Source organism: Massilia genomosp. 1 (assembly GCF_011682185.1).
Lineage (GTDB): Bacteria > Pseudomonadota > Gammaproteobacteria > Burkholderiales > Burkholderiaceae_D > Telluria_A > Telluria_A rubra.
Map to the genome: position 1 here is coordinate 1 of NZ_WHJF01000094.1, position 19,394 is coordinate 19,394.

The window sequence follows — 19,394 nt, forward strand, 5'->3', positions numbered from 1 at the left end:
CTTTTTCGGGATGCGAGAGAGTCGAGAGGTCGGGAAGAGGGGCAAGTTTTACCATGACCGGCATCATGCCCGGATATCGGAATGTTTACAATTGCGCGTTTACAACGGTCAGGGCTAAACAGTTACTGTTTTTCTCGCGGTCCGTATTCTTCCCTGTGAAAAGCAGGGATGTTACTTATTTATGGACGAATCCTTACCTTATCTTTCAAGGGCGCTCCGGCTTTGTCAATGTAGTGACTAACCGGTCTAGCTCGCTACTGTGGAACAGGTCAATGCATTTCATTGTATTGAACTCGGAGGGGATGGAGCCGCTATAGCTCAGGCTTGCATACTTCTCCGCCAGCTTTCTCAGCGCATCGTATGCTTCGATACGCTGCCGGCCAAATTCCATGTAAGCGCTCGCCGCTGCGTTGGCATCGGCTTTGGTGGCGGCATCTTTGGCGTTCATCGCCAGGCACGCGCTGAATGTCCAGTTCTTGAGCAAGTTTTTTTGGGAATAGCTCTCCGTCATCGGTTTTAATTGCCGACCTTGCGCGCTAATATGGGCGGGCAGGGCCAGTGCCAATGTCAGAGCGACGGCGCTTGCCCTCATTCCAGAATCCATATTGAGGCGGTATCCGGCACGAACGTACCGTTGTCTGGGTCGCTCATGAGATGGCAACTGTCGGCACACTGCGTCCCGTCCCCCAAAGTGACATGGCCTTTTGCATTGCCCCATCCGTGGCCTTTGACGACGATGATGCCTTTCATGTCGGTGAAGTCGGACGTTTTGGGGGATTTTGCTGTCTTGTCTGGCTTCCCAAGAGTGTCTTCGAGATACCGCATCATATCGTCCACGCGGTAGATGTACTGCATTTGATCGGCGCCGCTGTCCAGCCGGTGCCGGGCCAAGCGCTCGTAGAGGCGCACCGCGTAAGCGCTGGTCGTGTTGCCGACCTTGCAGCGCGCAGGCTGGCGCCGTCTTGTGCCAATGCCAGACTGTGTCAGAAGGTGTTTTTCCAGGCGCGCAGGGCGGCGAAGGCGGCGCCGGGCGCGGCTTGCTGGTCCAGTTTGCCGAGGGCAATCAGATTGGCGATGATGCCGGGCTGCTCATCGCGCAGGAAAGGATTGGTGGCTTTTTCCAGCCCGATGCTGGTCGGGACGGTGGGAATGCCGCGCTCGCGCTTGGTCGTCTCGGCGCCGATGCGCTCGGAGATGAGCGCGTTGCCCGGCTCGGCGGCGGCGGCGAAGCGCAGGTTGGCGAGGGTGTATTCGTGCGCGCAATACACGGCGGTGTTGTCGGGCAAGACCAGGAAGCGGGCCAGCGAGGCGCGCATTTGCGCGGGCGTGCCTTCGAACAGGCGCCCGCAGCCGCCGGCAAAGAGCGTGTCGCCGCAGAACAGCCAGTGTGCGGCGGCCTGTTCGCGCAGGAAAGCGATGTGGCCCAGGGTGTGGCCCGGCACCAGCAGCACGCGCAGGGCCAGCGCCAGGCCGGGCACCTCGACCAGGTCGCCATCGTCGAGCGGCATGGTGACCGTGGCGATGGCTTCGGCGCGCGGGCCGTACACGGGAACTGGGGCGCAAGCGTGCGCGAGCAGGCCCGGTACGCCGCCAATGTGGTCAGCATGGTGATGGGTGAGTAAAATGGCGGTGAGCGTGAGATGATGCGCGACCAGGGCCGCGATGACGGGCGCGGCGTCGCCGGGGTCGACCACGGCGGCGTGGACGCCATCGTGGATCAGCCACAGGTAATTGTCCTTGAACGCGGGGACGGCGAGCACGCTCAAGGGGCGCTGCGTCGGATTGGTCATAGTGAAGCTGTCGGCATAGGGGGTGGCATGGATAGCGCGGCATCCGAAAGGTCCATTATAGCGCTCGACGGCTGGCTGCAAACGCCGGCCGGCGCTTACGTGCGCGCGTGGGAACAGGCTTGTCTGGACGAGCTGACGGCCGATATCTTCGGTTATAACGCGGTGCAGATCGGCCTGCCGCAGATCGACGCGCTGGCCGCCAACCGCATGCCCAACAAATGGCAGGCGGCCACGCGCACCTCGTCGCGCGAGCAGGTGGCGCTGGGCGCGGGCAAGCGCCAGATTGCTGTGGCGCTCGATTTTGCCGAGTTGCCGTTCGCTTCGCAAAGCCTGGACCTGGTGGTGATGCCGCATGTGCTCGAATTCGCGGCCGAGCCGCACCAGGTGCTGCGCGAGGTCGAGCGGGTGCTCATTCCCGAGGGCCAGTTGATCATCTGCGGCTTCAATCCGGCCAGTTTGTGGGGCATGCGCCAGGGTTTGCGCAGGGTGACGCGCTCGCCCTATTTGCCGGTGGCGGGGGAATTCATTTCTATGCCGCGTATGAAAGACTGGTTAAAATTGCTTAATCTGGGCGTGAGCCGCAGCCATTTCGGCTGTTACGCGCCGCCTTGCCGCACCGCGCAATGGCTGGAGCGCTATGCGTTCATGGAGCCGGCCGGGCAGCGCTGGTGGCCGTATCTGGGAGCGGTGTACATGGTACACGCGATCAAGCGGATCAAGGGCATGACCATGATCGGTCCGGCCTGGAATAAAAAATCGGCGTCGGCGCCGCAAGCGGTGCCTGCCACCAATCGGAAGTAAAGACAGCGAAAGTAGGGAAAGCCAGGATGAGTAAAGTAGAGATTTATACCGACGGTGCGTGCAAGGGCAATCCGGGCACCGGCGGCTGGGGCGCCTTGCTGGTGGCCGATGGCCACGAGAAGGAAATCTGCGGCGGCGAATTGAACACCACCAATAACCGCATGGAGTTGCGCGCCGTGATCGAGGCGCTCTCCATCCTCACGCGGCCGTGCGAAGTGGTGTTGCACACCGACAGCCAGTATGTCCAGAAGGGCATTTCGGAATGGATCCACGGCTGGAAGGCGCGCGGCTGGAAAACCGCGGCGAAGGAGCCGGTCAAGAACGAAGACCTGTGGAAGGCGCTCGACCTGGCCCAGGCGCAGCACGCCGTGGAGTGGAAGTGGGTGCGCGGACACAATGGGCATCCGGGCAACGAGCGCGCCGATGTGCTGGCCAACCGCGGCGTGGAGACGGTGCGCCGCTGAGCGGGCTCCGGCGGGGGCGCGTGCGCTTTTGCTATACTGCGCGCCTTGTTTCATTTCATTTTCAGATTGCCATGCGCCAAATTGTCCTCGATACCGAAACCACCGGCCTGAATCCTCGCACGGGCGACCGCGTCATCGAGGTGGGCTGCGTCGAACTGCATAATCGTATGCTGACGGGGAATAACTTCCACCGTTACATCAACCCGGAGCGCGATTCGGAAGAGGGCGCGCTGGCGGTCCACGGCCTGACCACGGAATTCTTGCGCGACAAGCCCAAGTTCGCCGACATCGCCCAGGAATTGCGCGAGTACATACAGGGTGCCGAAGTCATCATCCATAACGCGCCCTTCGATTTGGGGTTCTTGAACAACGAGTTCAAGTTGCTCGGGCTGCCGACCTTCACCGAGCATTGCAGCGGGGTGATCGATACCCTGGTCAACGCCAAGGAAATGCATCCAGGCAAGCGCAACTCGCTCGATGCGCTGTGCGACCGCTATGGCGTGTCGAACGCGCACCGCAAGCTGCACGGGGCCTTGCTCGATGCCGAGTTGCTGGCCGATGTGTACCTGTCGATGACGCGCGGGCAGAACAGCCTGTCGATGGATGTCGAGGAAGAGGCGGGCGAGGGCGGCGGCTTGCTGGAGGCGGTGGCGTTGGCCGAGGTGATCGTGCTGGCCGCCAGCGCGGACGAGCTGGCCGAGCACGACAGCGTGCTGGGCGGGCTGGACAAGGCGGTCAAGGGAAACTGTATTTGGAGAAATTACGCAGAAGCGTGACGTTTTGCGAAACGTATGTCATAATACGCCCCGCTTCGGGAGGTTAGCTCAGGGGTAGAGCACTGCATTCACACTGCAGGGGTCGCAAGTTCGAAACTTGCACTTCCCACCATTAGATTTCATTAAAAATCAGGGCCTTACAACAGGCTCATCTGATTTCGGCACGGAGATGGGGCAAATTTGGGGCTGTGTCCAGATTTGAGCCAACTGCACAGTTCTATCTGTCGTGCCGCTCGTCAAGTCAAAATCATCTTAGCTCCTGCGTTTGCTGTCACTGTCCGGTACGGGCATACATCTGCAACAGTCCTTCCCTTTTGCCATCGTCCTGTCCTGACCTGATCCATTTTCCGTAGGTTCTGGTGATCAAGGTGGTGTCCGTGTGCCCCATTTGTGATGCGACGTAGAGCGGCAGCTCCCAAGCATGAGCAAGCTTGAAGCGAACGTATGCCGGGTTTGATATGGATTCAGGTAGCGCACACCCGCCTGCTTGAGGATGCGACGCCAGCGCCGATGAATTGGTTTGTCTCCCTCCCACTGCGTGCCATAAGTCGGATTGTGAAAAACCAGTTCCGGGCCGTTTCCAGTGAACGATGTTTGCGCTTGCAGCGCAGTCAAGGCGCCATTGCGCAGGTCGATCTGTCTCAGCCCCGCATCTGACTTGGCTGTATCTTTCGCTTCTCCATCCACGAAAGCTGCCTCCGCCGATACGCTCATCTCCCGAAAACTGACTGCGCGCGAGGTCACGGTGGCCGCCAACTCGGCGGTTCATACCTAGACCTGCTGCGGTTCTTCCTGAATCATCGGTGTTACCTTCGAAGCCGTGTCTCGCAGCGAGTCGGTAAAAGTCCGGCCCAGCCGATGCCCGGCCAAGACCATTCCCACTGGCTCACGCTCCTTGGCCTGGGCCCGCTTCAGCCACAGCTAGCCTGATCAACCGGAGGCATCTCGCCTCCTGGACGCACTTCCGGAATGCTGAAATTCCATTGCTTGAGTGGAAGGAATATGCCCGGCATCCGTTACCAAAAAGTGACTTTTTTGAATCACGCCCAATTTCGTTAAATCTTCACTTAGTTTGATATTTATCAAATTGATGCTGCGCAATGTTGTTATTCTAATATTCGCGGCGCTAAAGTGCTTAGGATGTGGTCGGAATCAATTTCCCGGTTTTCACGCACCTGATGGGCGCGCTACGGCGTTGCGCCGCGTTTGTGTGGCCCGTTCTGCTACGACGAACAACGCAGCCAGGGCGCCGACAAAGCGGGCAATCGACCCTGTAGCGCTCTCACCGAACTGGTGAACGGTATCGAAGCAGCGAAAGTCAATGCTCATGCGGACCTCCAGATGGAAGCGCTTCGAAATTGAGCGCTCAACTGCCGTTTCCAGGTTAAGAGATCTCGAACAGGCTCTTTAGGCAGTAGCACAGTGCAATTGTAGCGGTACGGATCGTGCAGGCGTGATGATGCATTGCCAGGGAGTTTTCAATAAAAACATGTGCAGCCGCTATTGCCGCTGCACCAAATATAGGGTCGTGCATGGATTTTCGTCTCAGCAGCGAGCAGCAAGAATCTGTTTCACACATCCATCGTTTTGCCCGCGACGTGTTGTCCGCCTCGGCCAGCGAACGCATCGCGTCTTCCCATTTCGACCGCAACAAGTGGACGCAGGCGTCAGAGATCGGCCTGGCCGGTTTGCCCTTGCCTGAAGAGTGGGGCGGTTCCGGCTTTGGTGCGCTCGATACCATGCTCGCGGTGGAGGCGCTCGGCCAGGGTTGCGTCGACATGGGGCTGGTGTTCTCCTTGTGCGCACACATGTTCGCTTGCGCTGTGCCGCTGTGGCGCCATGGCTCGCGCGAGCTGCACGAGCGCTACCTGTCTGGTATGGCGAAAGGCAGCCTGATTGCCGCCAATGCGATCACCGAGCCCGGCTCCGGTTCCGACGCATTCGCAATGCGCAGCAGCGCGCGGCGCGACGGCGAGCACTACATCCTCAACGGCGAAAAATGTTTCGTCACCAATGCGCCGGTGGCCGATGTCTTCCTGCTGTATGCGAAGACCGATGCGCAGCAATCCTATTTCGGTATCAGCGCCTTTTTGATCCCGCGCGGAACGCATGGCCTCACAGTGACGACCGGTGAGCGCAAGTCGGGCCTGTGCACCTCGCCCTGGGGCAGCGTCCACCTGGACGACTGCAGAGTACCCGTCTGGGCGCGCGTGGGCGACGAAGGCGCGGGCGCGACCATCTTCCAGGACTCCATGATCTGGGAGCGCGGCTGCCTGTTTGCCGCCTATGTCGGCGCGATGGAGCGCGTGCTTGGGCAATGCGTCACGCATGCGCGCGAACGTCAGCAGTTCGGCCGTCCGATAGGACACAACCAGGCGGTGTCGGACCGGCTGGTCGACTTCAAGCTGCGCCTGGAAACATCGCGCCTGATGCTGTACCGCGCCGGCTGGCTCTATGATCAGGGCCTGCCGCATGACGAGGCGATCGCACAAAGCAAGCTGTGGGTGTCCGAGTGCGCGGTGCAATGCGGGCTGGACGCGATACAGATCTTTGGTGGCGCCGGTGTCTGCAGCGAGACCGGCATCGATCGCTTGCTGCTCGATGCACTACCGGCGCGCATCTTCTCCGGCACCAATGAAATACAGCGCGAGTTCATCGCACGGCACATGGGGCTGCGTTAGCCCGAATCATTCGGTTTCGCATACGCGCCGGACACATCGCTTGTCCGTGCTTAGTTGTAATCCAACGGTCCTGCAAAGCTGGCTTTTTGAAGGCAGCTGTTCAACCCAGAAAAAGGTAGAGACGGAAAATGGCAACGCAGAAAAAGTTCCCCAGCAAGGATTATGAAGAAGGTGCAGCGGCCATTCCCGTTGCGGACGATAGCGGTGTACGGGAAGGCGAAGCGGTCGGTGCTTGCGACGTGGTGGTGGTCGGCGGCGGGCTGTCCGGCCTCGCGGCAGCCTGGAAGCTTGCTGGCCATAGCGTGCTGGTGCTGGAGCGGGAGGGCACGGTGGGCGGCGCGGCGCGCAGCGGGCAGCGCGGTGAACTACGCTTCGCCACAGCAGGCAGCTGCTTCCAGGAGCCGGTGCCCGGTTCGGACACGGCGCAATTGCTGAGCGGGCTCGGCTTGTCCAATGCCTGGCGCTCCACCGGCGACAGTCAATTCGTGCTGTTCAACACACGCCATCTGCTGCGCGGTCTGGGGGAGGTCACGCTGGGGCTGCTGAAGCAGCCGAAGGAGTTGCTGAACCCGGCGATGTATGGACTGACATGCACGCTGCTCGGCGCCGCATTGCGCGGCAAGAAATTCATCGCGGCGCCGAAGAAGCTGGGCGATCCGGTGTTTGCGGAACTCTATGCCTACCTGCAGCGCTTCAGCAAGGATGGCGGCAAGTATCCGGCGCTACCGTGGCAAGCCGGATGCGGCTGGACGCGCGAGGAGATGGAACAGTTCGACTCGATGTCGCTGGCCGAACTATTGTTCGATGAGAAAGCGCGTTCGCGGCTGCCAACGGCGCTGGTGCCGGATGCGAAGTTCGGCCCGCTGGTGCGCGATGCGGTCGAGACGACCCTGAAAGTGGAATGTCTGTCGGCGGCGGATGTGTCCGCCTATGTCGGGCTGCACTTCCTGGTCGGCTACTTGTATGGCACGCTGGTGACCTTCCCCGGCGGGAACGGTTATCTCAGCGAACGTCTGCAGGCGGCGTTGCGCGAGCGTGGCAACTGCCGTATTGAAAGCGGTGCGCGCGTGCAGACGGTTGCGCGTGATGGCGAACGTTACCGCATCACCTTTGAACGTGGCGGCGTGCAGAGCGAGGTCAGCGCCGGCGCGGTGGTGTGGGCCGCGCCCAAGCATGCAGCACTCGATGCGGTTGCCGGTTTGCCGGCGCAGCAGCAGCATGCGATGCGCCAGATCCAGCACCGCGACTACTGCATCGCGAACGTCTACCTGCGCAGCGCTGCCTGGACTGACTACTTCGGCGGCTATGTGATCGAAGGCGATACCGCCGCCGCTGCGCCGCTGGCCTGGTGCCGCAGCAGGGTGTGCGTGGTCGCCAACTGGCTGGACCGCGACGACGGCAAGAAAGCCGGTGTGCTGACCTTGCTGAAGCCGGTGGCGGAACAGCTCGACCAGGGCAAACTCGGCAAGACAGATTTTGCGCAGCTGCAGCAGGCGACCTTGCAAGAAGTGTCGGAAATGCTGCAGGCGAAGGGACTATCCACTGACGAGGTGGAAGACATCCGGATCTGGCGTTGGTCGCGTGCCTTGGTGGTCGCCACGCGCGGGCAAATGAAAGCCGACCTGTTTGTGCAGGCGTCGCAGCCGGTGGGTGGGGTTTCCTTTGCGAACCAGGACAGCGTCGGCATCGGCAACCTGGAGAGCGCAGTGAGCGCAGGGTTCGCTGCGGCACAACAGGCGCAGGCATACCTGCAGCGCACGGCGGCCGATACGATGGTGGCGCAAGCACTGCCTTCCGGCCTGCATGTGATGGAAATTGCCGGCAACCCTGCGACCGGCGTGCAGCATTTCGGCGGCAAGGCTAACTCGCTCAATACCTTGATCGGCGCCGGCTTCCCGGTGCCACGCGCCTATTGCGTGACGGTCGATGCCTGTCATGCTTTTTTGCAGGCATCCGGATTGGCGGCCTGGATCGACGGCATGGACAAGGTCGACCGCGACAGCTGCGCCGACATCCGCGCTCGCATTGCGCAAGCGCCGTTGCCGCCCGCGCTGCAGGATGCGATCGTCGCTGCCTATCGCGAACTCGGTAGCGGCCCGGTCGCGGTGCGATCCTCCGCCGTCAATGAAGATGGCGATGCACAATCATTTGCAGGCCAGTACGACACCTTCCTGCACGTGGAGGGCGAGAGCGCGCTGCTCGATTGCGTCAAGCGTTGCTGGGCGTCGCTGTGGAACGAACGCGCGCATGCCTACCAGGGGCGCAAGCGGGCCGACGGCGGCATCGCGGTGGTGATCCAGCAGATGATCGTTGCCGATGCTGCCGGCGTGTTGTTCACCGCCGACCCGATCAGCGGCGCTGCCGGACGCACGGTGATCGAATCTTGCTGGGGATTGGGCGAGGGCGTGGTGTCGGGCCAGGCGAGCACCGATACCTATGTGATGGACAGCGACAGTCATGCGCTGATGGAACGGTTTGTCCGGGCCAAGCCGGTGATGTGTGCGTACACTGCAGATGGCGTCGCGATGCAGGAGGTAGCGCCGCAATTCGTTGATCAGCCGAGCCTGAGCGATATGCAGGCATCCGAACTGGCGGCCTGTGCCGCACGCATTCGCCGCCATTACGGCTGCGAACTCGATATCGAATGGGCACTGAAGGATGACAGTATCTCGATACTGCAGGCGCGGCCGATCACGGTGACTGCTTCCATCGCCGCTAAGCTGTACGGCGACGAGCAGGAAACCAATCAGCAGGTGCGCGACAACACGATGTTTTCGCGCATGGACACCGGCGAAATCCTGACCGGGCTGATGACGCCGCTCGGACTGTCCTTCACCCGCTTCTACCAGCACCACGTGCATGGCCCGGCAGTCAAGACCATGGGCTTGCTCGACATCGGCAGTGCGCAGTATTACGTCGGCTACCTGCAGGGTCATGTGTACCTGAACATCTCCGCATCGGCGCGCCTGCTGACGCAATGCCCTCCCACGCACGAGCCGATGAAGTTCACGCGGCGCTACGCGACAGCCGACGTCGACTTCACGCACTACAAGAATCCCTACGGCGAACCGGTGTCCGGGTTCCAGTTTTTCAAGAGCAGCCTCTACTGGCTGGCATGCCAGGTGCATAATATGGCGACCGCTGGCGGCACGGTGAGCAAGATGATCGCCTTGCGCCAGCGCGAAAGCGGGCGCTTCCGCAAGCTCGAGCTCGAGAAGATGAGCCTGCCGCAGCTCGATGCCGAACTGCAGCGCATCGACCGCTACTTCCTCGAATCCTGTGCTGCCTACATGCCGTTCTTCCTGCAATCGTTCGCGCTGTACGATGCGCTGGCGGAGCTGTGCGAGAAGTGGCTGGGGAACGAAGGAAAAGGGCTGCAGAACCGCATCAAGGCATCGATGAACAACCTGCGTACCATCGAGGTGACGCGTGGCGTGTGCGAACTGGCAGCGCGCGTCGAGCGCTTGCCGGTGCTGCGCGCACTGTTCCTGGAGACGCCGCTGGCGCAGTTGGCCGATACCTTGCAGCAGCATGCAGAGGGGCGCCGTTTCTGGAACGACGATTTTGGCGCCTTCCTGGCGGACTTCGGTTCGCGCGGTCGCCAGGAATTCGAACTGAGCATTCCGCGCTGGAACGACGATCCGAGCTATCTGCTGCAAATCATCCGTCTGTACCTGAGCAGCGATGTGCAGCTTGAAGCGCGTCTGGCGACGATCGGCAAGGCGCGCGAAGAAGACACGCGGCAGTTGCTGGACAAACTGCCGCTCAAGGCAAGGATGGCATTCCGCTTTGTGATCGCCGCCTACGCGAAGATGGCGGAACGGCGCGAAGCGACGCGTCCGACCTTCATCGCCGAGACCTGGTTCTACCGCAAAATCATCGTCGAGGTGCTGCGCCGCGTCGAGGCGGAGGGTGTCTCTGGCATACAGGACCTGCCGTACATCGATTTCAACGAATTGCGCGATTACGTGGCCGGGCGCAAAACGGCGCAGCAGGCATTTGCTCCGCAACTGATTGCGCGCAACCGTCAGCAGCATCTGCTCAACGAGCGCCTGAAGGAACCGCCAATGGCGCTGATCGGCGGCCATGTGCCGCAGCGCGACGATCAGGTGTTGCTGGACGCGGCGCAGGGCGACCTGCTGCATGGCCTCGGCGCCAGCCCCGGCGTGGCGGTGGGGCGCGCCCGCGTGATCACCGACCTCAACCGCCAGGCGGGCGAATTCCGCCAGGGCGAAATTCTGGTGGCACGCTTTACCGATGCATCGTGGACGCCGCTGTTCGTGCTGGCGGCCGGGGTGGTCGCAGACATCGGCTCGGTCTTGTCGCACAGCTCCATCGTGTCGCGCGAGTTCGGTATTCCGGCGGTCGTCAATGCGAAGCAGGCGACCCAGACCATACGCACCGGCGACCTGATCTACCTCGACGGTGACGGCGGCGTGGTGCGCATCGAGGAACGCGTTGCCGATACCGACCAAGCGCTGCTCGAGCAGAGAGCGATCGCATAAACATTCGGTAGTGATCTCCGCAGATTTCAATTTTCCACTAAAGGACAAAAGTATGGATATGACGGCTATAGGCGTGGTTGTTGTCACGCGCCGCCGCGCGTTCTTTGAAACCGGTTTCAGTGTGTTGAACGATGTGCGCGGCGAGGTATTCCAGCATGTGGAAATTGATGCCGACATCGACTATGCACCAACGCAGTCGGTGTCGAACCCGGTATATCGCGAGGCGTGCGACAAGGCGGTGCGCTTCCTCGCCGCGCGTCGGGAACGCCTGGCGATCAAGGTGATCCAAGCCGACAGTCTGGAGGCGGCGTTCGACAAAATTACCGCCGCGCCGACGCAGGGCGGCTTCCAGATTGGCATGCTGTTCATCGATTACGCCGATCCGCTGTACGATGGCATCAGCCCGCAGGAAATCGATGAGCAGCTCGTCAGCTTCCACGCGCGCTTGCAGGAGGCGGCAGTGCCGGCATTGTGCTCGTCGTTTTCGACGGCGGTATTCACCTCGCCGCAAGAGACCCGCATCCGCTACCAGCCGATGGAATACATCGAATGCATCCTGCCGTCCGACAGGGCGGTGCTGCAGACGGAGTTGCTCTGCCTGTGGATGGATTTTCTCGAACTCAGTTATGTCAATCGCCGCGCCAAGACCGACACACGCGGCCTGCGCAGGAATACGCTGGCCGGCTTCCTGACCGGCTTCCTGTCCGCGCGCGCCGGCAGTGACTGGCTCGGTTTTTACTTCACCGGTTCGCTGGTGTCGAATCTGATCAATTATTTTGAGGTGGAAGCGAACCGGCTTGGCGCGCTGGTGCTACGTGGACCGAGCGAACACAGCCTGGCTTGCGGCGCGCTGGCCAACTGGCAGCTTTACAAGAAGCCGTTCGCAGTGATCGTTACCAGCGGCATGATCGACGAATTCCGGGGTACGCTCGCCAACCTGCGCGAGGCGCGCGCCAAGGGCTTCATCGTCTGCGCGGAAAACCGTGCCAGCCAGTGGTTTGCGTTCCAGGGCACGATTTCCCGCGACGAGGATACGCGTGCGGTGCTGCAGGCGCGCGGCATTCCTTATGTGTACATGGAAGACGCCGGCAATATCGCTCAAGACCTTCGACGCGCAGTGGCGCTGTACGACGCAGGGCAGGGGCCGGTGGTGCTGTTGGCGACGCAGGCAGTGCTCGACGCCGGCGACGAACTCGATCCGGCGCTGTTTGCACCCGCGCTCAACGCGTGCATGGCAGCGCCCGACGAGGCGGTGCAGGATGTGTTGCAGGACGTGATGCAGATCATCAACCAGGGGCCGGAACGGCTGCTGTGGCAATGCGGGCCGATGGATGAGGAAGAACTGGCGTTGACCTTGTCGATCGCGCAGCGTGCCGGCATCGCGCTGACCGACTCCCTCACCCATCCCGGTTCGGTGCCGAAGTACCGCGACGGCAAGCGCATTCCCAATTACCTCGGCACGCTGGCAGTGTACGGCTACAGTCCGCGCGTGTACAACTACTTGCATACCAGGGACAAGCTCAATCCGCAGTCGCAGCAATGCCTGTTCTTCATGAAAAGCAAGCTTGGGCAGGTCAGTACGCCGTTTTCGGAAGGCCGGCTGGCGCGCAAGCTGAGCATCGTGCAACTGACCCGCAACGCCGCACACATGTCACCCTATACCGACCATGGGCTGGTGATGGACTACCGTAGCTTCCTGCGCCATGTGGAGCGCCACCTCGACGTGTCGCCGGCCTTGCGCGAACGCCGCTGCCAGCTGATGGCGTCGGTGCCGGACACGCCGTCGGATGTGGCAAGCAAACTGCCGGCGACACCGATGAGCCCGAACTATTTTTTCGCGCGCCTCAATCACCTGGTGGAAAAGCTGATCGTCGAGCGCGCTTACGACTACACCGGCCTGTACGACGTCGGCCGCTGCGGCATCTCGGCGGTCCGCAATGTCGCGCGCACCCGGCGCGGCTTTTCCGGTTGGTACGGACGGGCGCTGATGGGCGATGCGCTGCAGGCCACGCTGAGCGTCGCCTACACCAGCGGCACCAACGTGGTCGCCTTCATCGGCGACGGCGCCAAGGGCCTCGTGCCCGACATTCTGCCGAGCTTTATCGAGAACGCGCTCAATTATCCGGACCGCATGCGCAAGAACTTCACCGTCTTCTACTTTATGAACGGCGGCCACTCGGTAATCAGCACCTACCAGGAGCGCATCCTGTTCAACCGCACCTCGCGCCAGATGCGTCTGGTGAACCTGATGTCCGCGGACTGGGAAGAAGACATCTGCGGTCTGCAGGTCTGCGCGCGCACGCTCGACAGCTTCGACGCCGACATGCTGGCCGAGGCGCTGCAAAAGCCGGGGCGCATCAATCTGTTCTCGGTGGTGGTCGGGCATAACAACGAAGGCGACGGGATCAGCCTGGCGACGGCGACGGGCTGGCAGCGCGATGAAATGCACAGTGAGCCGGCCGCCGTGGCGGACGATGCGCCCTTGATCGCGTGACGGCGGCTAAATGAATGATCCCCATATGAAACCAGCATCAGGAAAAACAATGAAATTTGGATTCATCGCACATCCGACGTCGGTCGGACTCAAGCGTTACGTGAAGATGCTCGACCTGCTGCAGCGTCAATCGAAAGACCTGCAAAGCGGCTACCAACGTGACTTGTGGCGCCGCGAAAACATGGTTCCCTTCGTCGACTTCGGCCAGATCCGTTCCGCCGCCGGCGCCACCTGCGAAGGCATCGTACACTACCTGCCGCTGACCGCCGATGAAATGCTGGCGTCGGCGCGCGAGGTGCAGGAACGCATCTTCGAAGGCATCGATACGCTGGGCAAGCAGGGCGCACAGCTGGTCGGCCTCGGAGGCTTCACGTCCATCATCGGCAAGCGCGGCCTTGTCACCGCCGAGCGCGCCAGCCTGCCGGTCACCAGCGGCAATTCGCTCACGACCTATGCCGCTTACAAGGCCCTGCTGCAGGTGTTCGAATGGCTGCAACTAGGCCCGCAGGAGGCGCAGGTGGCGATTGTCGGTTACCCCGGCTCGATCTGCCTGTCGCTGGCGAAACTGCTGCTGGCGCAAGGCTGTCGCCTCGACCTGTTGTACCGCAGCGGCAGCGCCAGTCGGGAAGAATTGCTGGAACACCTGCCGGCAAAATGGCATGCGCAGGTGACGCTGCGCGAGAGCATCGACGACTGCTATGCGAACAACCGCCTCTTTGCATCGGCTACCTCGTCCGGCGACGTGATCGACGAGGCGCGCCTGCTGCCGGGTTCGATCGTGGTCGATATTGCCTTGCCGCGCGATGCGCTCCGCAGCGCGCCGCCACGTACCGACACGCTGGTGATCGACGGCGGCTGCATGACCGCGTCGCCGCAGGTGAAGCTGGGCGGGGAATCATTGAACATGGCGATCAAGCAGCAGATCAATGGCTGCCTGACCGAGACCATGGTGCTGGCCCTGGAAGGGCGCGCCGAGTGCTTTTCCATCGGGCGCACGCTGGAGCCGGAAAAGGTGCTGGAGATCGGTGCGCTGGCTGAGCGCCACGGCTTTTACGCATTCCCGCTGGCGTCCTGGGGTGAGCGCATCAATGAGAAAATCATCAGCGGCCTGGCGCGTTATCACCGGCGCCAGGAGTCTGCTGCGGCACCCGCCGATGGCGGCGAACAGCGTCGTACGCAGACGCTGCAGCGCTACCGCAGCCACATCAATCCCATGCTGGCCGACTTCCTCGGCATGCAGCGCTGCGATCATGTGTTCGATCGCGCCGAGCAATGCACGCTGACCGATACCGAAGGCCGGCAATTCCTCGACATGGTGTCCGGTTACGGTTGCCTGAACCTCGGCCACAATCCGCGCATCGTGACCGAGGCGATCCGCAAGTTCCTGAGCGATTCGACGCCCAACTTCGTGCAATACGTGTCCTTGCCGCAGGAGACCGCAAAGCTGGCCGAGCGCTTGTGCGCGATTGCGCCCGGCGAACTCGAGCGTGTGTTCTTCAGCAACTCCGGCACCGAAGCGGTGGAGGCGGCGCTGAAACTGGCGCGCGCCGCCACCGGCCGCACACGCTTCGTGTACGCGCAAAACAGTTACCACGGCAAGACGCTGGGCGCCTTGTCGGTGACCGGCCGCGAAAAGCACAAGAAGCATTTCCGGCCGCTGGTGCCGGACTGTGTCGGCGTCGCTTTCGGCGATCTCGAGGCATTGCGCAGCGAATTGAACTCCGGAGAGGTGGCGGCCTACATTGTCGAACCGATCCAGGGCGAGGGTGGCGTCAAGATGCCGCCACCCGGTTACCTGGCGGCGGCGCAGGAGATCTGCCGTCAGACCGGCACGCTGTTGATCGTCGACGAGATCCAGACCGGGCTGGGACGCACCGGCCGCATGTTCGCCAGCGAGTGGGAAGGACTTGAGCCGGACATCATGGTGCTGGCGAAATCGCTGTCGGGCGGCTTGATCCCGATCGGCGCCACGCTCAGCACCGCGCAGGTATGGGATGCCGCCTACGGCACCATGGGCCGTTTCCTGCTGCACACATCCACCTTCGGTGGCTGCAACATCGCCGCGGTCGCCGGCCTGGCCGCGCTCGACGGCCTGCACCAGCAGGGTCTGGCCGAACGCGCGGACGAACTGGGCACCTACTTCAAGGCGGAGCTGGAAAAAGCCACCGAGCACTATCCGTTCATCGCCGAAGTGCGCGGGCGCGGCCTGATGCTCGGCATTCAGCTCGACAACGATTTCGCGGGCGCGGTGGAAGCCTGCGCACGCGAATTCGGCACCCGCCTGCCGGGCGACTGGCACCTGACCTACCGTTTCTTCCCCGATGAAGTGAAGCAGCACCTGGCCGCTGCGATGAGCAAGATGGAAGAGTCGCTGGCCGAGATGTTCTGCATGCGCTTCGTCACCAAGCTCAGCAATGACCACGGCATCCTCACCTTCGTCACGGCCAATAGTTCGACCGTGATCCGCATCCAGCCGCCGCTGGTGATCAGCCGGGAAGAAATCGATCACTTCGTGCGTTCGTTCGCGACCGTCTGCGAAGACATGTCCACTTTTTTAAATTAATGGGAACCGTTACATGGAAATGAATAAAGAGCAGATCGTTGACTTGATGATGGGATTTTTCAAGACCAAGACGATTACTTCCGCCCTGGAACTTAAAGTCTTCGACGCGCTGGAGCAAGGCCCGGCAACGGCAGAAGCCATTTGCGAGCACCGCAATATTGCGCTGCAATCCGGCAAGCGCCTGCTGATCGCCTTGACTGCCATCGGCCTGCTGGCGAAGGAGGAGGAGCGTTTCTGCCTCACTCAGGCGGCGCGCGACTACATGGTGAGTGGTTCAGCGCAATGGCTGGGCTGGCTCGGTCGCCATATCGATACCTTCCTGTATCCGCTGTGGTCACATACGGCGCAAGGGGTGCGTGACGACAAGGATCAGCGTCGGGCGGCTTTCGGTGATGAGCGCAGCTGGTTCAGCATCCTGTACCAGAACCCGCAGGATGTCGTTGATTTCCAGGAATTCCTCGGCATGTTCGCAAAACCCTTTATCGAGGGCATGCTGCAGGGATTCGATTTTTCCGGCTACAGGAAATTCATGGATATCGGCAGCGGCATCGGCACCTTGCCGATGGCGGTCGCTGCGCGCTATCCACAGCTTGGCCTGAGCATCTGCGAACTGCCGCAGGCGACCAGCTTCGTGCGCGACAAGATCGCCGAGAACGGTTATGCCGAGCGCATCAAGATCGTGGCGGGCGACGTCATCAGCGGCACCATCCCCAAGGGGGAACACGACCTGGTTCATCTCGGCTGGATGCTGCACGACTATGCGCCGGACATCCAGATGCAGATCCTGCGTCACATTCACGAGGCGCTGCCGCCGGGCGGCACCTTCATCGCCAGCGAGACCCCGCTGGCCGATGACGAAAGCGGCCCACTGTTCACTTCGCTGCTGTCAATCAACATGCTGGTGTCCACCGACGGCGGCATCGAATCGACCTGCGCGCAATACCTGCAACGCTTCACCGAAGCGGGCTTCGTCAATGCCAGGGTGCAGGCGATACCGGGGCCGCGCACCTTGTTCATCGGCGAAAAGCGGTAATGAGCGGCTGTCAGAACCCTGAAAACATCATTTAACGAGAGGACACCATGTTAGGAAACAAGCTTCTTGCGTATATCGCGGAGAACTACCTTGGCGGCGAGTGCCAGCAGTTTGCGTTGGACACGCCCTTGCTGGAATTGAACATCATCGATTCCAGTGCCTTGTTCGATCTGGTCGACCTGCTGCGGCGGGAAGCCGGCGTGACGGTGCCTCTGAAGGCGGTCGTCCCGACCAATTTCAAATCGGTGCAGCACATGCTCGATCTGGTCGAGCGCCTGCAAAGCGAAAGCCGGCCGGCACTGGCACAGGCAGCGGGGGTAGCATGATGAACGAGCAGGTAATCGACCATATCGCAACGCCGGCCGCAGGACTGCAGGCGTATGTGCTGGACATGTTCCAAACCCACACCGGCTACGCACGCGCCGACCTCGTGCCGGATGCCGATTTCGAGAGCGATCTCGGCATCGACTCGGTGACGCTGGCCACCACCCTTGCGGAGCTTTACAAGGCGCTCGGCCTGCCCGGCCGGCAAAATCCGCAACACACAAACACGATTGCGCTCGTGCTGGCGCATATCGGGCAATGCCTGGAGCAGGACGGAAAGACGCTTGCCTTGCCGCAGCGACCCTGGGTGCCGGAGCACGCAGCCGATGCGTTGACGACGGCGGTCATCGCCGCCTACAGCCGGCACACCGGTTACAAGCCGGGCGACCTCGTGCCCGATGCCGGGCTCGAGAGCGATCTCGGCATCGACTCGGTTACTCAGGCAGCCGTGTTGTCCGAGCTTCCCAAGTTGCTTGGGATTGCCGCCATCACCTTTCCCGCAGGGTTGACCAGCATTGCACGGGTCATCGCGCATCTGCGCCCGCTCGTACACCTGGACATGCTGGAACCGCCAGCGCCGGCAATGGCAGTGCCGCCGGCGACGGAAGAAAAGAAGTGGTCGGAGTTCATCGACAACCTCAGCCATGCTGACGCCAGCGCGCTTTCCGTGGCGGCAGAGCCGGCAGCGGACGACGCTCGGACGATGAGGGATTTCGTCCACATCCCGCATCGCGACCTGTTCCATAAGGCCCGCGAGTTCAATACCTTCTATCAGCGCAAGCAGCAAGAACAGTTGTACTGGTACGGCATGCCGCTGGAATCGCGCTGCAGCAACCGTGCGGTGATCTACGACGAGGTCAGCGGCAAGCGCCGGGAATTCCTGATGTTTGCGTCGAACAATTACCTGGGCCTGGCGAATCATCCGGAAGTGATCGAGGCGATCGTCAAGGGCGTGCGCGAATACGGCGCCACGAATACCGGCTGCCGCCTGATCGGCGGCACCAATGTGCTGCACATGGAACTGGAGCGGCGGCTGGCGAAGCTCAAGGGCAGGCAGGCATGTATCGTCTACCCGTCCGGCTATTCCGCCAACCTGGGTTGCATTTCCGCGCTGGCCGGGCAGAACGATCTGATCTTTACCGATGCGCTGAACCACATGAGCATCCAGGACGGCTGCAAGCTGGCCGGCGCAGCGCGCAAGATTTATCCGCACGACCTGGACGGACTGGAAAAAATCCTGCAGAAATATGCCGACCACGACGGCGGCAAGCTGATCGCCACCGACGGCGTGTTCAGCATGCACGGCGATGTGGTCGACTTGCCGCGCCTGGTCGCGCTGGCGAAGCAATACGGTGCGCGGGTCTTGGTTGACGATGCGCATTCCACCGGTGTGCTCGGCCGCACCGGTTCGGGCACCACCGAGCATTTCGGCATGAAGGGCGCGGTGGACCTGGAAGTCGGCACCATGAGCAAGACCTTGGCTGGCGTCGGCGGCTTCGTTTGCGGCGACGAGGACGTGGTCGATTACCTGCGTTTCTATTCGCATTCCTATGTGTTTGCAGCCACGATCCCGGCGGCGGTCGCGGCCGGCCTGATCGCCGCGATCGACGTGATGGAGCGCGAGCCGCAGCGCATCAGCAAGCTGTGGCGCAACGTCCATCACTTGCGCGGCCATTTGCTGGAAGCCGGGTTCGACCTTGGACATTCCGCCAGCGCGATCCTCCCGGTGGTGGTCGGCGATGATCGCAAGACGCTCGAATTTGGACGCGCGGCGCGGGCACGCGGCATGTATTGCCAGACCGTGGTGTTCCCCGGCGCCGCTGTCGGCGATGCGCGTTTGCGCATCAGCGTGAGCTGCGAGCACACGGCCGATGATCTCGATGAGGCGGCGCAGATCCTGGTGGATGCGGCGAAGGAGGTGGGGGTGGCGGTGCGGGGATAGGTTGTCAGGTGAAGGACTGAC

At 61.9% G+C, this 19,394-nt stretch carries 15 protein-coding genes and 1 tRNA gene; 11 read left to right on the top strand and 5 right to left on the bottom strand.

Annotated features, from left to right (window positions below; genetic code table 11):
• Positions 1 to 205 precede the first annotated feature (205 nt).
• From F1735_RS25975 to gloB, 3 genes are all read right to left on the bottom strand, one after another.
• Positions 206 to 565 carry a T6SS amidase immunity protein Tai4 family protein gene (locus F1735_RS25975; RefSeq protein ID WP_222853074.1) on the bottom strand — a complete coding sequence of 120 codons (360 nt, stop codon included), beginning with the start codon at positions 563 to 565 and terminating at the stop codon, positions 206 to 208.
• A 23-nt stretch (positions 566 to 588) separates the two neighbouring features.
• Positions 589 to 909, bottom strand: a complete 321-nt coding sequence (locus F1735_RS25980; RefSeq protein ID WP_222853075.1) for a T6SS effector amidase Tae4 family protein — start codon at positions 907 to 909, stop codon at positions 589 to 591.
• Positions 910 to 983: 74 nt separating this feature from the next.
• Positions 984 to 1,790: a hydroxyacylglutathione hydrolase gene (gene gloB, locus F1735_RS25985; RefSeq protein ID WP_167239632.1), complete on the bottom strand. Its 807-nt coding sequence runs from the start codon at positions 1,788 to 1,790 to the stop codon at positions 984 to 986.
• Between the two features lie 27 nt (positions 1,791 to 1,817).
• On the opposite strand from gloB, the gene F1735_RS25990 reads away from it, so the two are divergent.
• From F1735_RS25990 to F1735_RS26005, 4 genes are all read left to right on the top strand, one after another.
• Positions 1,818 to 2,591: a class I SAM-dependent methyltransferase gene (locus tag F1735_RS25990; protein ID WP_167239633.1), complete on the top strand. Its 774-nt coding sequence runs from the start codon at positions 1,818 to 1,820 to the stop codon at positions 2,589 to 2,591.
• 26 nt (positions 2,592 to 2,617) lie between these two features.
• Positions 2,618 to 3,055, top strand: a complete 438-nt coding sequence (gene rnhA, locus F1735_RS25995) for a ribonuclease HI (protein ID WP_167080397.1) — start codon at positions 2,618 to 2,620, stop codon at positions 3,053 to 3,055.
• A 71-nt stretch (positions 3,056 to 3,126) separates the two neighbouring features.
• Positions 3,127 to 3,831 (top strand): DNA polymerase III subunit epsilon, encoded by a 705-nt coding sequence (dnaQ, locus tag F1735_RS26000; RefSeq protein ID WP_167239634.1) that lies wholly within the window; start codon positions 3,127 to 3,129, stop codon positions 3,829 to 3,831.
• Positions 3,832 to 3,868: 37 nt separating this feature from the next.
• Positions 3,869 to 3,943, top strand: a tRNA-Val gene (locus F1735_RS26005).
• Between the two features lie 251 nt (positions 3,944 to 4,194).
• On the opposite strand, the gene F1735_RS26010 is transcribed toward F1735_RS26005, so the two are convergent.
• Together F1735_RS26010 and F1735_RS26015 are read right to left on the bottom strand one after the other, a co-directional pair.
• A complete protein-coding gene (locus tag F1735_RS26010; RefSeq protein ID WP_167239635.1) occupies positions 4,195 to 4,575 on the bottom strand; it encodes a hypothetical protein in 381 nt (126 codons plus the stop codon).
• Between the two features lie 423 nt (positions 4,576 to 4,998).
• On the bottom strand, positions 4,999 to 5,160 hold the full coding sequence (locus F1735_RS26015) for a hypothetical protein (RefSeq protein WP_167239636.1): 162 nt from the start codon (positions 5,158 to 5,160) through the stop codon (positions 4,999 to 5,001).
• 203 nt (positions 5,161 to 5,363) lie between these two features.
• Between F1735_RS26015 and F1735_RS26020 the strand changes: the two genes are divergently transcribed.
• From F1735_RS26020 to F1735_RS26055, 7 genes are all read left to right on the top strand, one after another.
• Complete coding sequence (locus F1735_RS26020) at positions 5,364 to 6,512, top strand: acyl-CoA dehydrogenase family protein (protein WP_167239637.1); 1,149 nt, start codon at positions 5,364 to 5,366, stop codon at positions 6,510 to 6,512.
• Positions 6,513 to 6,640: 128 nt separating this feature from the next.
• Positions 6,641 to 11,017 (top strand): FAD-dependent oxidoreductase, encoded by a 4,377-nt coding sequence (locus F1735_RS35540; protein ID WP_187364365.1) that lies wholly within the window; start codon positions 6,641 to 6,643, stop codon positions 11,015 to 11,017.
• A gap of 52 nt (positions 11,018 to 11,069) precedes the next feature.
• A complete protein-coding gene (locus tag F1735_RS26035) occupies positions 11,070 to 13,511 on the top strand; it encodes a biosynthesis protein PigD (RefSeq protein ID WP_167239638.1) in 2,442 nt (813 codons plus the stop codon).
• Positions 13,512 to 13,560: 49 nt separating this feature from the next.
• Positions 13,561 to 16,074 carry an aminotransferase class III-fold pyridoxal phosphate-dependent enzyme gene (locus F1735_RS26040; RefSeq protein ID WP_167239639.1) on the top strand — a complete coding sequence of 838 codons (2,514 nt, stop codon included), beginning with the start codon at positions 13,561 to 13,563 and terminating at the stop codon, positions 16,072 to 16,074.
• A 13-nt stretch (positions 16,075 to 16,087) separates the two neighbouring features.
• The gene (locus tag F1735_RS26045) at positions 16,088 to 17,107 is read left to right on the top strand and encodes a methyltransferase (protein ID WP_167239640.1); all 1,020 of its coding nucleotides are present in this window, start codon (positions 16,088 to 16,090) and stop codon (positions 17,105 to 17,107) included.
• A 47-nt stretch (positions 17,108 to 17,154) separates the two neighbouring features.
• Positions 17,155 to 17,433: an acyl carrier protein gene (locus tag F1735_RS26050; protein ID WP_093389673.1), complete on the top strand. Its 279-nt coding sequence runs from the start codon at positions 17,155 to 17,157 to the stop codon at positions 17,431 to 17,433.
• Complete coding sequence (locus tag F1735_RS26055; RefSeq protein WP_222853077.1) at positions 17,433 to 19,373, top strand: aminotransferase class I/II-fold pyridoxal phosphate-dependent enzyme; 1,941 nt, start codon at positions 17,433 to 17,435, stop codon at positions 19,371 to 19,373. Before F1735_RS26050 ends, F1735_RS26055 begins: the two co-directional genes overlap by 1 nt.
• Positions 19,374 to 19,394 lie beyond the last annotated feature (21 nt).

What these genes read in the sequence shown, in the direction of transcription:
- F1735_RS26050 (WP_093389673.1), top strand. Translation starts at nt 17,155, where the DNA reads ATGTTAGGAAACAAGCTTCTTGCGTATATCGCGGAGAACTACCTTGGC.
- F1735_RS35540 (WP_187364365.1), top strand. Translation starts at nt 6,641, where the DNA reads ATGGCAACGCAGAAAAAGTTCCCCAGCAAGGATTATGAAGAAGGTGCA.
- dnaQ (WP_167239634.1), top strand. Translation starts at nt 3,127, where the DNA reads ATGCGCCAAATTGTCCTCGATACCGAAACCACCGGCCTGAATCCTCGC.
- rnhA (WP_167080397.1), top strand. Translation starts at nt 2,618, where the DNA reads ATGAGTAAAGTAGAGATTTATACCGACGGTGCGTGCAAGGGCAATCCG.
- F1735_RS26015 (WP_167239636.1), bottom strand. Translation starts at nt 5,160, where the DNA reads ATGAGCATTGACTTTCGCTGCTTCGATACCGTTCACCAGTTCGGTGAG.
- F1735_RS26055 (WP_222853077.1), top strand. Translation starts at nt 17,433, where the DNA reads ATGAACGAGCAGGTAATCGACCATATCGCAACGCCGGCCGCAGGACTG.
- F1735_RS26020 (WP_167239637.1), top strand. Translation starts at nt 5,364, where the DNA reads ATGGATTTTCGTCTCAGCAGCGAGCAGCAAGAATCTGTTTCACACATC.
- gloB (WP_167239632.1), bottom strand. Translation starts at nt 1,790, where the DNA reads ATGACCAATCCGACGCAGCGCCCCTTGAGCGTGCTCGCCGTCCCCGCG.
- F1735_RS26045 (WP_167239640.1), top strand. Translation starts at nt 16,088, where the DNA reads ATGGAAATGAATAAAGAGCAGATCGTTGACTTGATGATGGGATTTTTC.
- F1735_RS26035 (WP_167239638.1), top strand. Translation starts at nt 11,070, where the DNA reads ATGGATATGACGGCTATAGGCGTGGTTGTTGTCACGCGCCGCCGCGCG.
- F1735_RS26040 (WP_167239639.1), top strand. Translation starts at nt 13,561, where the DNA reads ATGAAATTTGGATTCATCGCACATCCGACGTCGGTCGGACTCAAGCGT.
- F1735_RS25990 (WP_167239633.1), top strand. Translation starts at nt 1,818, where the DNA reads ATGGATAGCGCGGCATCCGAAAGGTCCATTATAGCGCTCGACGGCTGG.